Raw genomic sequence first — 14,437 nt, 5'->3', positions numbered from 1 at the left:
CGTCTGCCGGAGCTGCGCCGGCCCTGTCCGCCGCCCTCGGAGACAGCAGAGCGCCAGACGGCCGACCCCTTGCACCGGGGACAAATCCGCTCGCCGAACCCTTCGCTCCAGAAGACCGACCTGCATCGCAGGCAGAGCCGTTCGGCGGCGATGTCGGAGGTGGCCTTGCTGGTTCCGAGGTCGGGGCTCGAAGATCGGGTCGTCATTTTCGCTCCTCACGTTTTCTCAATCGGTCCAGGTCGCCCAGGGCGCGGCGGACGAGGGTCTGCACGCGCGTGTCGGCCCCCGGCGTTGCGGCGTAACGATCGAGCAGAAAGCGCCACTTCTCCATGACCTCGATCCAGCTTCGGGCGGGCTCCGCCAGCATCGCAGCGTCGAGCGCATCGGGCTGCGCGGAGGGTTGGCCCGGCGCGGGGCGCCGCCTGCTGGCGGCCTCCCGCTGTGCGGTGGCAGACCTGCGTTTGTCCAGGTCGATCGGGTCATCGGTCATTGCGGCGCCTTGGCGCGCGCGACCTGCCGCGACAGGCGGTTCATTCCCCGGTCCCCGGGCGCGCCGCGCCGGGCGATGGGCCGGAATCGCGGGCCGTCGTGCCGCCGCCGGGGCCCTTGGACCGTGACGGGTCGGGGCGGCCTGAGGGCCCTCTGTCCGAGCGGAGGGTATAAAGATCGCGGAGGTCCGACTCGGCCACGCCGTCTGCCAGCATGACGAGGCGGGTCATCGGGTCGGTCAGCATCTCCTCGAGGAAGAAATCGGCCAGGGCCTTGCCGGTCAGCTTGTCCCTGGCCACCGCGTGCTCCAGGTCGGCGAGCGGCACGGTGAGCGTTCGGGCAAGCCTGGGGTGCGTGGACCGCGGCTGCAACCGGACGAGCACGGAGGTTGTCCATGTGCCCGGATCAATCCGATCCAGGGGCTCCGGAAGCCGGGTCTCGATCTCGTATTCGCCTGGCGGAAGGGTCTCGTTGAAGCTCGGAAGCTGGAACGGGCGCAGGAACACGGCGGTCGTCTTGATCGAAGCGGTCATTGGGGACCTCCGGGCAGATCGGCGGCATGGGATGCGGCGGGGGGGCCACCGCCCGAGCGGCGGGCAAGGCGGTGCGCCGAGGAACGATCGGATCCCCGGGGCAAGGGGTGCCCGCCGATCAATTGCGCGAAACAGGGGACGCCTCGGCGGGCTCGTGCCTTGCATCCCCGGTCCACACGTCGAATTGCGTCAGGGTGCTCGGCCCGAATGCCTGGGTCAGCGGCACATCTGCCGCATCCCGGCCACGGGCGATCAGGATCCGCCCCATGCGCCTCGCGTTGTTGCGCGGATCGAAGACCCACCATTGGCCGTCCAGATAGACCTCCATCCAGGCCGCGAAATCGTCGGGCGGATGCGGCTCCGGCTGGCCGAATTCGCTCAGGTAGCCGGTGCAATAGCGGGCCGGGATGTTCATGCATCGGCAAAAGGCGATGGCGAGATGGGCGAAGTCCCGGCAGACACCCTGTCTGCCCGCCAGGGTCTGGGATGCCGTGCGCGTCGCGCTGGCCTGCATGTAGTCGAATGCGACGGTGGTGTGCACATAGTCGCAGATCGCCTGCACCCGCGCCCAGCCGGGCGGCGTGTTCTCGAACAGGCGCCAGGCCTCCTCCGACAGCAGATCCGTGTCGCAGTAGCGACTGCCCAGAAGGTAGACCAGCGTCTCGAAGGGCAGGTTCTGCACCGCCTGCTGCCCGGTCTCGGGCGCCACCGGGTCCGGCAGCCCGGTGTCCCGGAATATGCCGTCGGTGGACAGGGTGAAGTCCCCGGCCGGGGCCACGAGGCGCGTGCACCAGTTTCCGAAGCCGTCGCGGTAGCTTTCGAGCGGCACGCTTGGCGAGGTCACGAGGTAATCCGCGCGCTCGAGATCGCCGAAGCGCGAGTAGTGCACGTTGAGCATGGCGATGAGGGGCGTCGACTGCGTGAAGCGATAGCGCAGGCGGCATCCGATCCGCATCCGGAGGCCAGGCGCGTCGCTCGGGTCCGATCGTGGCGCATCATCGTTCAAGGAGGCACTCCCCATCCGCGAGTTGAAAGCTGGGGTCGCAGCGCCAACGGTTACCGGACCGGTCCAGATGGGCATTTGCCGGGAGGTCGATGGGGATGCAGCTGTCGTTCACGGCCTGAAAGCCCCGCTCGCAGCGCCAGCCGGGCCCGTAGGACTCCTGGTCGAGATAGGCATGCGCGGGAAGTGCAACCGGATCGCAGCGGCCATCGGCCTCGAAGAAACCCCGCTCGCAGGCCCATTTGGGGCCGTAGTCGGCATTGGTGAGATAGCCGTTCTCGGGAACCACAATCGGAACGCAGGCCTCCGCCGAGGGTGTGAAACCGCGTTCACAGGCCCAGCCGGAGCCCGAGGAATCCTCCGAGAGATAGGCATTTTCGGGGAGGACGATCGGGACGCAGGATTCGCGGTCCGGCCGGAAGCCACGATCGCATTGCCAGTCGTAGCCAGATGACCGCAGAAAGGCGTGTTCGGGCACGGGGATCGCCTTGCAGGCGGCGCCGGCCTCTTCATATCCGCGATTGCACGCCCAGCCTGCCCCATAGGATTGCCCCGTGGCATGGGCGTTTTCGGGCACGTCGACGGCAAGGCAGGCTGCACCGCTCACCCGGTAGCCGAGGGCACAGTCCCAGCCGCCGCCATAGCTGCGCGCCTCCGCGTTCTCGGGGACGACGCCTGTGCCATCCTGGGCGAGGACCGGCAGCGCCAGGAAAGCGATCAGCCCGACCGTGGCCAGCATGACCCAAGCCAGGTGTTGCTGCCGCGATCTCGGCTCGGTTGCTGCGAGGGGCGCGCTCATCCCGCGTCCGCCGCGGTTTCGGGGCGGTCCGGCGCTGCCTCCGCGTCGCGCGAGGCCAGGCAGGCCTGCGCAGTGCCGCGGTCGGGAGGTCTGGTGGCGGAGAGGCCAGGCGTGCGCCAGTCGGGAGAGTTCATGAAGGATCCTCCTGCGGAGAAAGCGCCGCGTCGCTGTAAGAGCGTCTTGTCCGGGTCGCAGTCCGCTGCCGGTTCAGCGCGGTCTTTTCGGCGTGGCTCGCGCGGCGCACCGCAGACAGGGGCCGGGCGTGGCCTGGGCCCTCATGGCTGCCGTCACGGCGCGGCGATCAGCGGGACGCAAACGGGCACGAAGGCGCGGTCGGTCGGGGTGCATCCTGGCCGATCACTCCCGCACCGCATTGTGCCAGAAGCCGCCCTGGGTGGCGTCTCCCCTTCGTGATGTGGGAAAACGGTGCGTCACGGCCGGGGGCGGACAAGTCCATCCGCCTGCTCACGCGGCAGAGCGATAACGCCCTATACATATGGGGACCGGCCGGAGGCTTGTCAATGACGTGCCCTCGGCAGCGGCTGCCGACCGAGGAATCTGGCGGCGCGACGTGATAAGCCTTGTATATCGGGCGCAAAAAGCACATGTAGGGCGCGCTGACGTTATTCTCTGCGACCCTCTGCTTCCGTTCATCCGGCTTCAGTCGTTCTCTCAGTCTGACTTTGCCGGGCTGCCGCATCCTGCGGGCAGCACCTGAACAGGAGACACGGATATGGCCAAAGGCACCGTGAAATTTTTCAATTCCCAAAAAGGCTTCGGCTTCATCGAAACCGAGACCGGCGGCAAGGACGTGTTCGTGCACATCTCCGCCGTTGAGCGCGCTGGCCTGACCGGCCTTGCCGACGCTCAGAAGGTGACCTTCGACGTCGAGACCGGCCGCGACGGCCGCGAGAGCGCGACCAATCTCGCGCTGGCGTGATCGCGTGGCCCGGGCGCTCCCCAGCGAGCGCCCGGGCACTGCGACCGATGACCAGTTCCGCACCGGAGTTCCGGTCGATCGCCGTCATTGGTTGCCTGTTCCGACCTGTTCCCGTGCCGCCGATCCGGCGCGGAGCCTCCAGACCCTGATCGTCACGCTTGCGCCGCCTTGCGCGGCCTGGGCATTTGCCCGGTGGGTGCTGTGGGAAAGCACGGCGCTGACGATACTGCTCGCCCTGTGCACTACGGCCTGCGTCCTGCGCCTTTGCACGATCCGGCCCGGTGGCGGCCAGGGATCGTTTCATCGCGGCAGCCCCCTGCGCATCTGGCTCGCGTGTGCCGCCGGCACCCTGGCCCTGGCGCCCCCTGCCCTGCGGCGAGAGACCCACGCGATCGTTCATGCTGCCGCCCATTCCCTCGACAGGCGCAGTCACGGCGACCAGAGGCGTGAGACGGTCGCGGACGCCGGGCGGTTGCCCGCGTGATCCAGCCCCGCCGCGTTCCTGCCAACACCCATCTTCGGAGAAAGCTCTCATGACGCGTTTCAGCATGGAAGGTCGAACGGCCACCGGTCGCGACCTCTTCAAGGACAAGAAGAAAAAGAAAGTCGTGGAACGGCCGTCGGATACTCCGGCAGCGGTTCAGCTGGGAGAACACGGCCGCTATCAGATCAAGTCCGGCCGCCTCTCGGGGGAATATGTCGCCCGTGCCTTCCCGAAACCGCCGACCAACGCCCGCGGGCTGATCGCCGAGGCGCGAGGCGCGACGGAGGAAGCCGCGATCGCCGCCCTGCACGAAGTCATCGACGCGAGGGAAGTTCGCAGAACCGGAGACCGGCGCATGGACCGGGCCACGGGCATCACGGTGCCGAGCATCGAGGAATATGCCGAAGCGGTGGCCCAGGTCGCGCTGTCGCGCCCGCAGCGGGCCATGCTGGCGGCGCTGGCCGTGGCCGATGACGGCGGATTGTCGGAGATGCGCCTGGCCAAGGCGGCCGGGTACCAATCCATCGCGTCGGCGGTGCGCGCCTTCGCGTCGGCCGGGCTGTTGATCGCCAGCTACCTGTCTGTCGAGACATCATCGGAGGATGTGACCAGCGACCAGGACGGGACGACCTTCATGGGTTACCGGGGCGAGCAACGGAAGGGCGACAAACCGGGAAACTGGATCCTTCATGCCGAGTTGCGCGAGGCCATCAGAGCCGCAGGGTGACAGGAACGGCCGCAAGGCCCGTGCGGGTTGGCGGCTGACCGGGGCCAGGAGGGTGCTTGGCAAGCCGCATGCCGGGTCGGGTCGGCTCGCGGCGCGGCAAGGGTGCGCTGGCTGCGGGCTCAATCCCCGAAGGAGACCTGCGCCGCCCCGGCATCGGCGGCGCCGCCGCAGGAGATCGCATCGCCGATCCGGCCTGCGGGCTTGCCGTTGACGTAGACCGAGCCGGAGCCGCCCGAGAGGTTGCGCGGGTGCGGCGGCGCGGGGCAGCTCGGGCAGGCGTGGGGCACGTAGGGGTCGCCCTTGCGGACAACCGCCTTGCCCTCGGCAAAGACATCGGGAGAGGCGCCGATCGCCGGAGAGGGCGGAAAGTGGCAGCCGTGGCCGGAGCCGATATCTCCCAGCCGGGTGACCTTGGGCATCGGGTGCGTGTCCTTCGTTGCGTCGGGATGAATGTGGACAGGGCGGCGAGGACCGTCAAGCCCGCGCGCGCCCTCGCAGCGCATCCCGGACCGCCCTGGCGATCACGAGCTCCTCGTTGGTGGGCAGAACCAGCGCCGGCAGGCCGGAGCTGATGCGGGTGCCGCCGGAGGCGTTGGCCGAGGCATCAAGCGCGAAGCCGAGAAAGGCGAGCTGGTCGAGCACGCGGGCGCGGATCGGCGCGGCGTTTTCGCCGATGCCGCCGGTGAAGACGAGCGCGTCGATCCCACCCATCGTCGCCGCCATCGCCGCCACCTCCTGCGCCACCCGGTCCGTGAAGTAATCCACCGCCTGCGCTGCCTCGGGCACATCGGAGGCCAGCAGGGCCCGCATGTCGTTGGTCAGGCCCGAGAGGCCCTTGAGCCCGCTTTCCTTGTAGAGCACCCGGGTGATCTCGACGGAGCTCATGCCCTGGTCGTCCAGCATCCAGAGCAGCACGCCCGGATCCATCTGGCCGGGTCGGGTGCCCATGCAGAGGCCGGAGAGCGCCGAGAAGCCCATGGTCGAGGCGATGGAGCGCCCGCCCTCCATGGCGCAGAGCGAGGCGCCGTTGCCGAGGTGGGCCACCACCACCCGGCCCGCGTGCAGCGCCGGCCAGTCCTCGGCCAGCTTGCCCGCGATGAAGGCGTAGGACAGCCCGTGAAAGCCGTAGCGTCGCACGCCCATGTCGTAGAACCGGCGCGGCAGCCCGTAGGTGTCGTTCACCCAGGGGTGGCCGCGGTGAAAGGCGGTGTCGAAGCAGGCCACCTGCAGCGTTTCGGGAAAGGCGCGGCGGGCGGCCCGGACGGCGGAGAGGTTGTGCGGCTGGTGCAGGGGGGCGAGCGGCTCCAGCCGGGTCAGCGCCGCGATGGCGGCCTCGTCGAGCACCAGGGGGGCCGCGTGATCCGGCCCGCCATGCACCACCCGGTGCCCCATGCCCACCACCTCGCGCCCGTCGAGATAGGGCGCGATGGCGGCGAGGATGGCGGTGACCGCTTCCTGGTGGTTGGCCGCCGGAATCCGCCGCTCCAGCTTGGGCTGGCCGGGGATCTCGAGGTCGAGCTCGGTCTTGCCACCGATCTTCTCGACCTGCCCGCCGGCCTCCTCCTCCAGCGTGTCGGCATCGAAGAGACCGAACTTGATGGAGGAGGAGCCGGCGTTCAGCGTGAGGATCGCGCTCATGGCTTGCGGTTGCTCTGGTAGAGGGCCGCAACGGCGCAGGAGGCGAGCCGCGCGGCGTCGTCATCGGCCCGCGAGGTCAGGATCACCGGCACGGCGGCGCCGATCACGATGCCCCCCGCCTCGGCATGGGCGACAAAGGTCAGCTCCTTGGCCAGCATGTTGCCGGCCTCCATGTTGGGCGCCACGAGGATCTCGGCGCGGCCCGCGACGAGGCCCTTGATGCCCTTGGTCCGGGCGGCGTCGATGTCGATGGCGTTGTCCATCGCCAGCGGCCCGTCGACCAGCCCGCCCTTGATCTGGCCCCGGTCGGCCATCTTGGAGAGCACGGCGGCGTCGATGGTGGAGGGGATCTTGGGGTTCACCGTCTCGACCGCCGAGAGGATGCCCACCTTCGGCTCGGCGATGCCGAGCGTGTGCGCCAGGTCGATCGCGTTCTGCACGATGTCGACCTTGGTCTCGAGGTCGGGGGCGATGTTGATGGCGGCGTCGGTGATGAGCAGCAGGTGCTCGAGCCCCGGCACGTCCATCACGAAGACATGGGAGATCTGCCGCCCGGTGCGCAGGCCCCCCTCGCGGGCAAAGACCGCGCCCAGGAGCTCGCCGGTGTGCAGGTGGCCCTTCATCACCGCCTGTGCGCGGCCCTCGTGCACGAGGCTCACGCCCAGTTTGGCGGCCTTGGCGTGGTTCGGCTCGGCGATGATCTCCAGCGCGGAGATGTCGCGCCCGATCTCGGCGGCGGCGTCGGCGATCTTCAGCGGGTCGCCGATGAGGATGGGGGTGATCAGCGTGTGATCCCAGCCCAGCAGCGCGCCACCGAGGGAGTTGGCCTCCTCGGGCGCCACCACGGCGGTGGGGATGGCGGGCAGCGGGCCTGCGAGGTCGATCAGCGCATCGAAATGCTTGTGGCGGCGCACGGTGAGGCCGGGGATGTCGTCGGCCTTGAAGCTCTGCGGGCGCTCGGGGGCAAAGACGGTGGCCTCGCCGCGCACGATCACCGCGCCGTCGCTGACCCGGGTGACCGTGGTGTGGAACCGCGCCACCCGGTCGGGCTCCTTGGCGGTGAGCACCACCCGCGTCACGACCTCGTCGCCCGCGAAGGCGCGGCCGCAGAACTCGAGATCCTGGGAGCGGTAGAGCGTGCCCGGCCCGGGCAGCTGGTTGCCGAAGACGGCGGATATCTGGGCGGCCAGCCACATCGAGGGGGTCACCGCCTCGGGCAGCCCGTCGCCGTCGCCGTCCTCCCGCGGCAGGTGCAGCGGGTTCAGGTTGCCCGAGCTGTTGGCGAAGACGTAGAGGTCATCGGCCAGCACCAGCCGCTTGCGCTCGGCCTCCATGCCCACTTCGAGCTTGTCGTAGGGGGTGTTGTGAAATTCCTGGATCATCCCAAATCGCTCCAATCAAATGCTGCGCCAGACTGGCCCAAGCCGCGCCCCTTGACCAGCCTTGCCCGCGTGACATGGCGAGGTAACGCCGCGATGACAGGCCAGGCGCCGGAACTTTGGGCCTCGGGCCGGGATATGGGGCGCCACGCGGCACGGCAGGCGGAGCGGTGCCCGCAGGGTGCGCGGGCGGCCAAGGGCTCAGATGCGGGTGAGCAGCGCGTTGATGTCCTTGCGGTAGTCGGGCAGCCCGCCGGGCTCCTGGATCACCACGGGGGCGGAGGTGACGACCACCGCGCCCTTGGAGCCCGACATCTTGCGCTCGGCCCAGGCCTTCACGTAGGCCACGTTCTTGCCGGTCAGGAAGGGGTTGGCCTTGATCACGCCCGCGCCCAGCACGTCGATCAGCATGGCGTCGTCGGGGCTGGAGAGCACCACCGCCGCGCCCTGTGCGCCGAGGAAGTGGCACAGGTAGAGCCGGCCCGCGGTGATGCCGTGGCCCCGCGCCCGCAGGTAGCTCTCGCCCTCCATCGCCAGCCGCTTGACCATCTCGCGGCTGATCGTGGGGTCGTTGCGCAGCGCCAGCAGCTCGGCGCGCGAGAGGGTCGAGGCGAGGTCGGGCCGGTAGGTGCGCATCATCCGGATCCAGGTGCTCTCGATGAACTGGCCGAGGCCGGTGGCGCTGGAGAGCGGGTTCTTGGCGGTGGCGTTGCCGCCCGACTCGACCCGGATGATCTGGTTGACCAGCGCCTCCACGGCACCGGAGCTGTCGCCCGAGGCCACCGCGCCGCCGCCGGGGCCGGCAGCGCCCAGCGGGTCCACGGCCTGGCCGCCCATGTAGAGCTCGAAATGCAGGTGCGGGCCGGTGGAGCGGCCGGTGGTGCCGACGTAGCCGATGAGGTCGCCCGCCTGCACCCGCGTGCCGGCCCTGGTGGCGAACTGGTCGAGGTGGGCGTAGCGGGTTTCCATGCCGTTGCCATGGTCGATCTTGACCAGGTTGCCATAGCCCGAGCCGTCGCCCGCGTAGCTCACCGTGCCGCCGAAGGCGGCGATGATCGGTGTGCCGGTGGGCGCGGCCCAATCCACCCCCTTGTGCACGCGCACGGTCTTGAGGATCGGGTGGTGGCGCGGCCCGAAGCGCGAGGTCAGCACGCCCTTGACCGGGGTCACCATGCCGCCGACCAGCCCGCCGCCGCCGCCCCCGCCGGCCTTGGGCTTGAGCCCGAAGCAGCCCATGTCGCCCTCGGCGTTGGTGGCGTAGACGAAGCACTCGATATCGACCGCCTCGCCCTGGATCGAGATGTAGAGGATGCGGCTGGCGCCGGTGCCGCCCTCGTCGCCCTCGCTCGGCGGCGCGTAGAGAAAGCGCATCTTGTCGCCGGGGTTGGCGAAGGCCGAGAGGTCGTGCTCCTTGGACAGCAGCGCGATGCCCTCGCCCACCACCACCGAGGGGATGCCGTTGCGGATGGCGGCGGAGTAGAAGGCATCGAGCATGCGGTAACGCTGCTCGGTGACCTGCTCCTCCTCTTCCTCGCCCGCGTAGTCGAAGAGCTCGTCGTCCACCCAGGGGTCGGAGCCGGGGCCGATGGCGCCCTCGTCGGTGATCGCCAGGGTGCCGAAATAGACCTCGTTGTCGTAGATCGACATCTGCCGGAAGGAGAGCCTGCCCCCGAGCTGGGGCTGGCCGCGCATCGCCACCACCTGCCCCGCCTTCAGGCCCTCGAGCTGGAAATACTCCAGCGCCGCCTCGGCCACCGCCTTGGCCTCGTTCTCGAAGAAGCCGTTGTCGACCAGAAGCTCGTCGAGGGCGCGGTCGTACTGGATCTTGACGAAGATATCCCGGTCGAGCTTGTCGCGCAGGTCCTGCGGGCGGGTGTAGACGACCGATGTGGTGTTCTCGATCACGGTTTCGGTGAAGCCGGGCACCTCCTGCTCGCCCTCGCCCACAGCCTCGCCCCAGCCGCCGGTCTCGTCGTCGAGCGCGGTTTCTTCGTAACCCTCGGTCTCGGCCACCTCGCCCAGGTCTTCGGCGGCCTCGTCGGCGCCGGCCTCTCCGAGCGCGCCGGCCACCTCACGGGCCTCCTCCGCAGAGGCTTCCTCGGCCTTGCGGGGCGCGCTCTTCTGGAGCTGGAAGAAGGCGAAATCCTCCTGGCTGGAGGGCAGCGTGGTCACGAAGCGGGCCTCGGTCGAAACCATCACGTCGCTCACCAGCACCAGCTCGCCGCGCGGAACGCGGTCGCCGCGCAGCGAGGCGGGGGCGTCGAGCTTTTTCCTGGTGTCATCGCCGCTTTCGGCGAAGCGGATGATGAGCGGGTCGCCAGCGAGATCGACGAAGGCGGCGACGAAGGCGGAGGAGGCCGCGGCGGTATCCTCGTCGGAAGAGATGGCGAAGCCCTCGTCGAGGTCTTCCTCGGCCACCTCGCCACCGCCGGTGTTGAAGGTCCACTTGTCCCAGGTCAGCCAGATGCCGAGGCCGATCAGCAGCACCGGCAGCGTCGCCACCAGGCCGATCAGCACGCGCCCGCGCCGGGCCGCGCGCTTGCGCCGTTTGGCGGCGCTGGCGGCCTGGGTGAAGCGCGGGTCTATCTGATCTTTCAGCACGGCGTCACGATGACAGGATCGGGGCGGTTTTCAACGATATACCCGGAGTTTAACGAAAAACTCCCGGCTTGGCGCGGTTGATCTTGGGCGGCACCCTGGTGCCAGAGGAACTGGTGGTGGGCTTGCTGGAGATGCGCGGCGTGGTGGTCTTGGGCGCGGTCGTGGCCGCGGCGGGGGCGGCGGCCTTCTGCACCACGGTGCGCTTGCTGCCGGTGCTGGCCGAGGCGGTGCGAACCGGCGCGGCGACCACGCCCTCGCACACCACGCCGGGCTCCAGCGCAAGGCGGCGATAGGCCAGCTCGGTCGGCTCGGCGCGGGCCTCCTCTGCCGTGACCTTGCCCTTGGCGGTGTAGTAGCGCAGCAGCGAGATGCGGCTGACCTTGCCCCAGATGCCATCCACCACGGCGCGGTGGCAGCCGGTGCGCGACAGCTCCTGCTGGATCGCGAGGGGCAGGTCGCCGGGCAGCTCGACGGCGGCGAGATCGGCCTCGGTGGGGCCGGTGCTGGCGCGGGCGGCGGCGGCGGCCACCACCGCCTCGGCGGCGGCGACCTTGTCGGCCAGGGTGGCTTCGCCGGTGTCGTCCGGGGCGTCGTCACCGACGGAGCGGGTGTCATCGAGCATGGCGACCTGGGTGTCTTCGTCGCCGGTGCCCGTCTCCGGGTCGGTGGCCGCCTGGTTGGGGTCCTCGACCTCGTCGATGGCGACGATCGGGTTGGGGGTGGCATCGGCCACCTCGGTGGGCTCGTCCTCGACCACGAGGATCTCGAGCGTCACGCCGTTGTCGGCGAGCGCGCCGATCACGTTGCGGATGCTCTCCTCGTCGAGCCCGCCGATGGCGTCGAGGTCGGCCTCGGTCAGCTCGTCGCCCGCCTCCTCCACCGGCACGAAGTAGAATTGCGCCCGCAGGCTGGACTGGTCCCAGGGCACCTGGGTCTCGCGGGTCTCGGCGACCACCTCGTTGCGCACGGCGATCATCAGGTCGGAGATCGAGATGCCCGGCGTTTCCATGTGCTTCAGCATGGCGAGGGTGAAGGGGCTGTTGACGCCCAGACCGTCGCGGGCGACGGCGCCGGGCTGGGTGGCGAAGGCCACGAAGGAGCCGGTGCCGGTGTCGGGCTTGGCCAGCCCGTCGCCCACCGCGCCGCGCAGCGACAGGGGCAGCGGGTTGGTCCGGCAGGCATCGAGGAAGAAGAGCGTCTGCCGACCCTCGCCGGAGAGCCGGGCGACGATGTCGTCGGAGAACGACCAGGTTTCGGCCTCGAAGGCCTCGGGGGCGCCGAGCGCGGCATCGGCCGGCACCAGGAGGTTGCGGCCGTTCTGCTGGAAGGCATGGCCGGAGTAGTAGAAGAGCACGGTCTCGGCGCTTTCGGCGCGGGCGGCGAAGGCATCGACCACGGGCGCGAGCCGGTCGTGCGGGGCGTCGGTGACAAGCGTGACCTCGAAGCCGATGCGCTCGAGCGCGGCGGCGATGCCCTTGGCGTCGTTCACCGGGTTGGCCAGCGGCTGAAGCGCGGTGTAGCCCGCGTTGCCGATCACCAGCGCCACGCGGCCCTCGGCGCGGGCCGGATCGCCTGCAAGCGCGACAAGCGCAGCAAGCAGCAGCACCGCGCCGCGCAGGCGGCGGCGGGTGATGCGCAGGAACACAGCGATCACAGGGACCATCTCGCCCTCCCCCAAACGGTCTTGCCCGTCCACGGCGGGACGTTGCGGATCAGCGGAACACGCCGGCCCGAAGTTTCTTGGTCACAGTCTTCTTGGTGCCGCCCGACTTGGTGCGGACGGTGGTGGTGTTGCCCTGGATGCGCTTCTTGCTCGAGGAGCTGGCGGCGGCTTTGGTCGGCGCGGCCTGGCGCTTGGTCGCCGCGGCCTTGCGAACCTGGGTGATCGCCTGGGAGGCCTTCTTGGAGGCCACCTGCTGCACGGCCTTGCAGGCCACCTCGTCATCGGCCTCCAGCCTGCGCAGGAGCGAGTTGGTGGGCTCGAGCTGGTCGGTGGCGATGGCGCGGGCGGCATAGTAGCGGAACAGCGACACGCGGGAGCCCTTGCCCCAGTCGCCGTCGATCGCCATGCGGTAGCAGCCCAGGCGGCTCAGCTCGGTCTGCACGGCCATCGCCAGATCCTTGCCGGTGAGTTTGGGGGCCTCGGGGGCCACGCCGGCGGCGCGGGCCTCCTCGCTGTCGCGTTCGATCTCCTGGCCGACCACGCGGCTGCGCGGCTCGGCGGTGGAGGGCTCGAGCGAACGGGTCGGGGCGAGACCTGCGAGGATCACCGCCTCGCGCTCCTCGCCGTCGGGGCCGATCACCTTGGTGCGGCTGCCGTTCGGGTCGGCGGGCACGGCGGCGGCCACATCGGTGCCGGTGCTCTCGGCGCCGGTGACCTCGGTGCCGGTCACGCGCTCGGCGCCGGCCACTTCGGTGCCCGTCACTTCGGAGCCGGTGACGCGCTCGGCGCCCGCGACCTCGGTGCCGGTCACACGCTCGGCGCCCACGGTGCCCTCGGTGCGCTGCGCCTCGTTGGAGGCCACCACGGTGGTGGCGTCGCCGGTCGGATCCGCGGTTTCGGTCTCGCCGCCTGCGGCCACCCGCTCGGGGGCCTGGTCGCCGCCGATGACCACGACGGCGCTGTCGGCGCCGGTGGCGGTGTCGGCCTCGTTGGAGGCCACGACGGTATCGCCGGTGGCCTTGCCCGGGGTCTCGGTGGGCGTGTTCTCGTCGGGCACGTCGACGATATCGACGATGGCCACGGCCTCGACGATCTCCTCGACCTCCTCCTCGACATCCTCGATCACGATGTTCGTGCCCGAGTTGCCCAGGGCCGCGAGCAGGCGCTTGCGGGTCTCGGGGTCGAGCGCGGCGATCAGCTCGTAGTCGGCGTCGGTCAGCTCCGCGGTCTGCTCGACCTGCGGGTTGAAGTAGAACTGGGCGCGGAGCGAGGACTGGTCCCAGGGGGTCTGGCGGCCGAAGGTCTCGCTCTCCACGTCGTTGCGGACGCGGATCATCAGGTCGGAGACCGAGATGCCCGGCTCCTCGATGTGGTTCAGCAGGGCCTGGGTGAAGGGCGAGTTCTCCCCTGCCCCGTCGGAGGTGACGTTGTTGGGCTGGGTGGCGAAGGCCACGAAGGTGCCCGAGCCCTTCTCCATCTGCGCCAGGCCCTCGGCTCCGCCGCGCAGGCTCTCGGGCAGCGGGTTGTTGCGGCAGGCGTCGAGGAAGATCAGGGTCTGGCGGTTCTTGGCCGAGAGCCGCTTGACGATCTCGTCGAGGCGCCAGGTCTCGTTCTCGATGGCTTCCTTCGAGGCGAGGGTGGCGTCCTTGGGCACGAGATAGTTGGCGCCGCCCAGCTGGAACGCATGGCCCGAGAAGAAGAACATGGCGCTCTCGGCCTCTGCGGCGGAGGCGGCGAAGGTATCGAGCCGGCTCCAGAAATCGGCCTCGGTGGCGTCGGTCAGCAGGGTGACCTCGAAATCGAGCCGCTCCAGCGCGGCGGCGAGATCCTGCGCGTCGTTGGTGGCGTTCTTCAGGGCGTAGACGTTGTCGTAATCGGCGTTGCCGACCACCAGGGCCACGCGCTTGGCCTCGGCGGTCAGGGTGGCGGCGGTGACGAAGACCAGGGCGAGCGGCGCGCTGCGGGCGGCGCGGGTGAGGCCCGCCTTGCGGGCGACATCCCCCACGAGCGCGGTCGCCGACCTGAAGCCGAGCCCCGCCTGGGCAAGAGTTTTGGAGAAGGTTCGGGTTTCGGGCGCAGTCGCCATGGTCAGCCGCCAATCATCTCTGGGTCAAAAAACTTGTGTATCACTGTAACGGAAGGGGTTCGAAAATGCGACCCTGAGCCGTTCAAATCTTTGTC

General features: G+C 69.7%; 13 protein-coding genes. 2 read left to right on the top strand and 11 right to left on the bottom strand.

Going from position 1 to position 14,437, the window contains the following annotated elements:
• Positions 1-202: 202 nt before the first annotated feature.
• From BUR94_RS04845 to BUR94_RS20620, 5 genes are all read right to left on the bottom strand, one after another.
• Positions 203-490, bottom strand: coding sequence for a hypothetical protein (locus BUR94_RS04845; protein ID WP_074255103.1), 288 nt, complete (start codon positions 488-490; stop codon positions 203-205).
• 40 nt (positions 491-530) lie between these two features.
• Positions 531-1,022, bottom strand: coding sequence for a hypothetical protein (locus tag BUR94_RS04840; protein WP_074255102.1), 492 nt, complete (start codon positions 1,020-1,022; stop codon positions 531-533).
• Positions 1,023-1,140: 118 nt separating this feature from the next.
• Positions 1,141-1,977 carry a transglutaminase-like domain-containing protein gene (locus BUR94_RS04835; protein WP_074255101.1) on the bottom strand — a complete coding sequence of 279 codons (837 nt, stop codon included), beginning with the start codon at positions 1,975-1,977 and terminating at the stop codon, positions 1,141-1,143.
• A 40-nt stretch (positions 1,978-2,017) separates the two neighbouring features.
• Positions 2,018-2,764 carry a hypothetical protein gene (locus BUR94_RS04830; RefSeq protein ID WP_074255100.1) on the bottom strand — a complete coding sequence of 249 codons (747 nt, stop codon included), beginning with the start codon at positions 2,762-2,764 and terminating at the stop codon, positions 2,018-2,020.
• A gap of 56 nt (positions 2,765-2,820) precedes the next feature.
• A complete protein-coding gene (locus tag BUR94_RS20620) occupies positions 2,821-2,958 on the bottom strand; it encodes a hypothetical protein (protein WP_175570423.1) in 138 nt (45 codons plus the stop codon).
• Positions 2,959-3,557: 599 nt separating this feature from the next.
• Here BUR94_RS20620 and BUR94_RS04825 point away from each other — a divergent pair.
• Entirely contained in the window at positions 3,558-3,764 is a 207-nt protein-coding gene (locus BUR94_RS04825) for a cold-shock protein (RefSeq protein ID WP_074255099.1), read from the top strand.
• A 533-nt stretch (positions 3,765-4,297) separates the two neighbouring features.
• Positions 4,298-4,975 (top strand): hypothetical protein, encoded by a 678-nt coding sequence (locus tag BUR94_RS04815; protein WP_074255097.1) that lies wholly within the window; start codon positions 4,298-4,300, stop codon positions 4,973-4,975.
• A 119-nt stretch (positions 4,976-5,094) separates the two neighbouring features.
• On the opposite strand, the gene BUR94_RS04810 is transcribed toward BUR94_RS04815, so the two are convergent.
• The 6 genes from BUR94_RS04810 to BUR94_RS20615 form a co-directional block, all read right to left on the bottom strand.
• Positions 5,095-5,394 carry a PAAR domain-containing protein gene (locus BUR94_RS04810; protein ID WP_074255096.1) on the bottom strand — a complete coding sequence of 100 codons (300 nt, stop codon included), beginning with the start codon at positions 5,392-5,394 and terminating at the stop codon, positions 5,095-5,097.
• A 55-nt stretch (positions 5,395-5,449) separates the two neighbouring features.
• Complete coding sequence (locus tag BUR94_RS04805) at positions 5,450-6,613, bottom strand: acetate/propionate family kinase (protein WP_074255095.1); 1,164 nt, start codon at positions 6,611-6,613, stop codon at positions 5,450-5,452.
• Positions 6,610-7,995, bottom strand: coding sequence for a bifunctional enoyl-CoA hydratase/phosphate acetyltransferase (locus BUR94_RS04800; protein WP_074255094.1), 1,386 nt, complete (start codon positions 7,993-7,995; stop codon positions 6,610-6,612). The genes BUR94_RS04805 and BUR94_RS04800 overlap by 4 nt, the downstream gene beginning before the upstream one ends.
• Before the next feature lie 198 nt (positions 7,996-8,193).
• Complete coding sequence (locus BUR94_RS04795; RefSeq protein WP_074255093.1) at positions 8,194-10,593, bottom strand: peptidoglycan DD-metalloendopeptidase family protein; 2,400 nt, start codon at positions 10,591-10,593, stop codon at positions 8,194-8,196.
• Between the two features lie 49 nt (positions 10,594-10,642).
• The gene (locus BUR94_RS04790) at positions 10,643-12,256 is read right to left on the bottom strand and encodes a caspase family protein (RefSeq protein WP_074255092.1); all 1,614 of its coding nucleotides are present in this window, start codon (positions 12,254-12,256) and stop codon (positions 10,643-10,645) included.
• A 49-nt stretch (positions 12,257-12,305) separates the two neighbouring features.
• A complete protein-coding gene (locus BUR94_RS20615) occupies positions 12,306-14,342 on the bottom strand; it encodes a caspase family protein (RefSeq protein ID WP_074255091.1) in 2,037 nt (678 codons plus the stop codon).
• Between the last annotated feature and the right edge of the window lie 95 nt (positions 14,343-14,437).

It is taken from the genome of Vannielia litorea (assembly GCF_900142295.1).
Lineage (GTDB): Bacteria > Pseudomonadota > Alphaproteobacteria > Rhodobacterales > Rhodobacteraceae > Vannielia > Vannielia litorea.
The sequence above is the reverse complement of the archived record's forward strand: the minus strand, read 5'-3'. Positions and strand labels throughout refer to the sequence as shown.

What these genes read in the sequence shown, in the direction of transcription:
- BUR94_RS04845 (WP_074255103.1), bottom strand. Translation starts at nt 490, where the DNA reads ATGACCGATGACCCGATCGACCTGGACAAACGCAGGTCTGCCACCGCA.
- BUR94_RS04840 (WP_074255102.1), bottom strand. Translation starts at nt 1,022, where the DNA reads ATGACCGCTTCGATCAAGACGACCGCCGTGTTCCTGCGCCCGTTCCAG.
- BUR94_RS04835 (WP_074255101.1), bottom strand. Translation starts at nt 1,977, where the DNA reads ATGCGGATCGGATGCCGCCTGCGCTATCGCTTCACGCAGTCGACGCCC.
- BUR94_RS04830 (WP_074255100.1), bottom strand. Translation starts at nt 2,764, where the DNA reads ATGCTGGCCACGGTCGGGCTGATCGCTTTCCTGGCGCTGCCGGTCCTC.
- BUR94_RS20620 (WP_175570423.1), bottom strand. Translation starts at nt 2,958, where the DNA reads ATGAACTCTCCCGACTGGCGCACGCCTGGCCTCTCCGCCACCAGACCT.
- BUR94_RS04825 (WP_074255099.1), top strand. Translation starts at nt 3,558, where the DNA reads ATGGCCAAAGGCACCGTGAAATTTTTCAATTCCCAAAAAGGCTTCGGC.
- BUR94_RS04815 (WP_074255097.1), top strand. Translation starts at nt 4,298, where the DNA reads ATGACGCGTTTCAGCATGGAAGGTCGAACGGCCACCGGTCGCGACCTC.
- BUR94_RS04810 (WP_074255096.1), bottom strand. Translation starts at nt 5,394, where the DNA reads ATGCCCAAGGTCACCCGGCTGGGAGATATCGGCTCCGGCCACGGCTGC.
- BUR94_RS04805 (WP_074255095.1), bottom strand. Translation starts at nt 6,613, where the DNA reads ATGAGCGCGATCCTCACGCTGAACGCCGGCTCCTCCTCCATCAAGTTC.
- BUR94_RS04800 (WP_074255094.1), bottom strand. Translation starts at nt 7,995, where the DNA reads ATGATCCAGGAATTTCACAACACCCCCTACGACAAGCTCGAAGTGGGC.
- BUR94_RS04790 (WP_074255092.1), bottom strand. Translation starts at nt 12,256, where the DNA reads ATGGTCCCTGTGATCGCTGTGTTCCTGCGCATCACCCGCCGCCGCCTG.
- BUR94_RS20615 (WP_074255091.1), bottom strand. Translation starts at nt 14,342, where the DNA reads ATGGCGACTGCGCCCGAAACCCGAACCTTCTCCAAAACTCTTGCCCAG.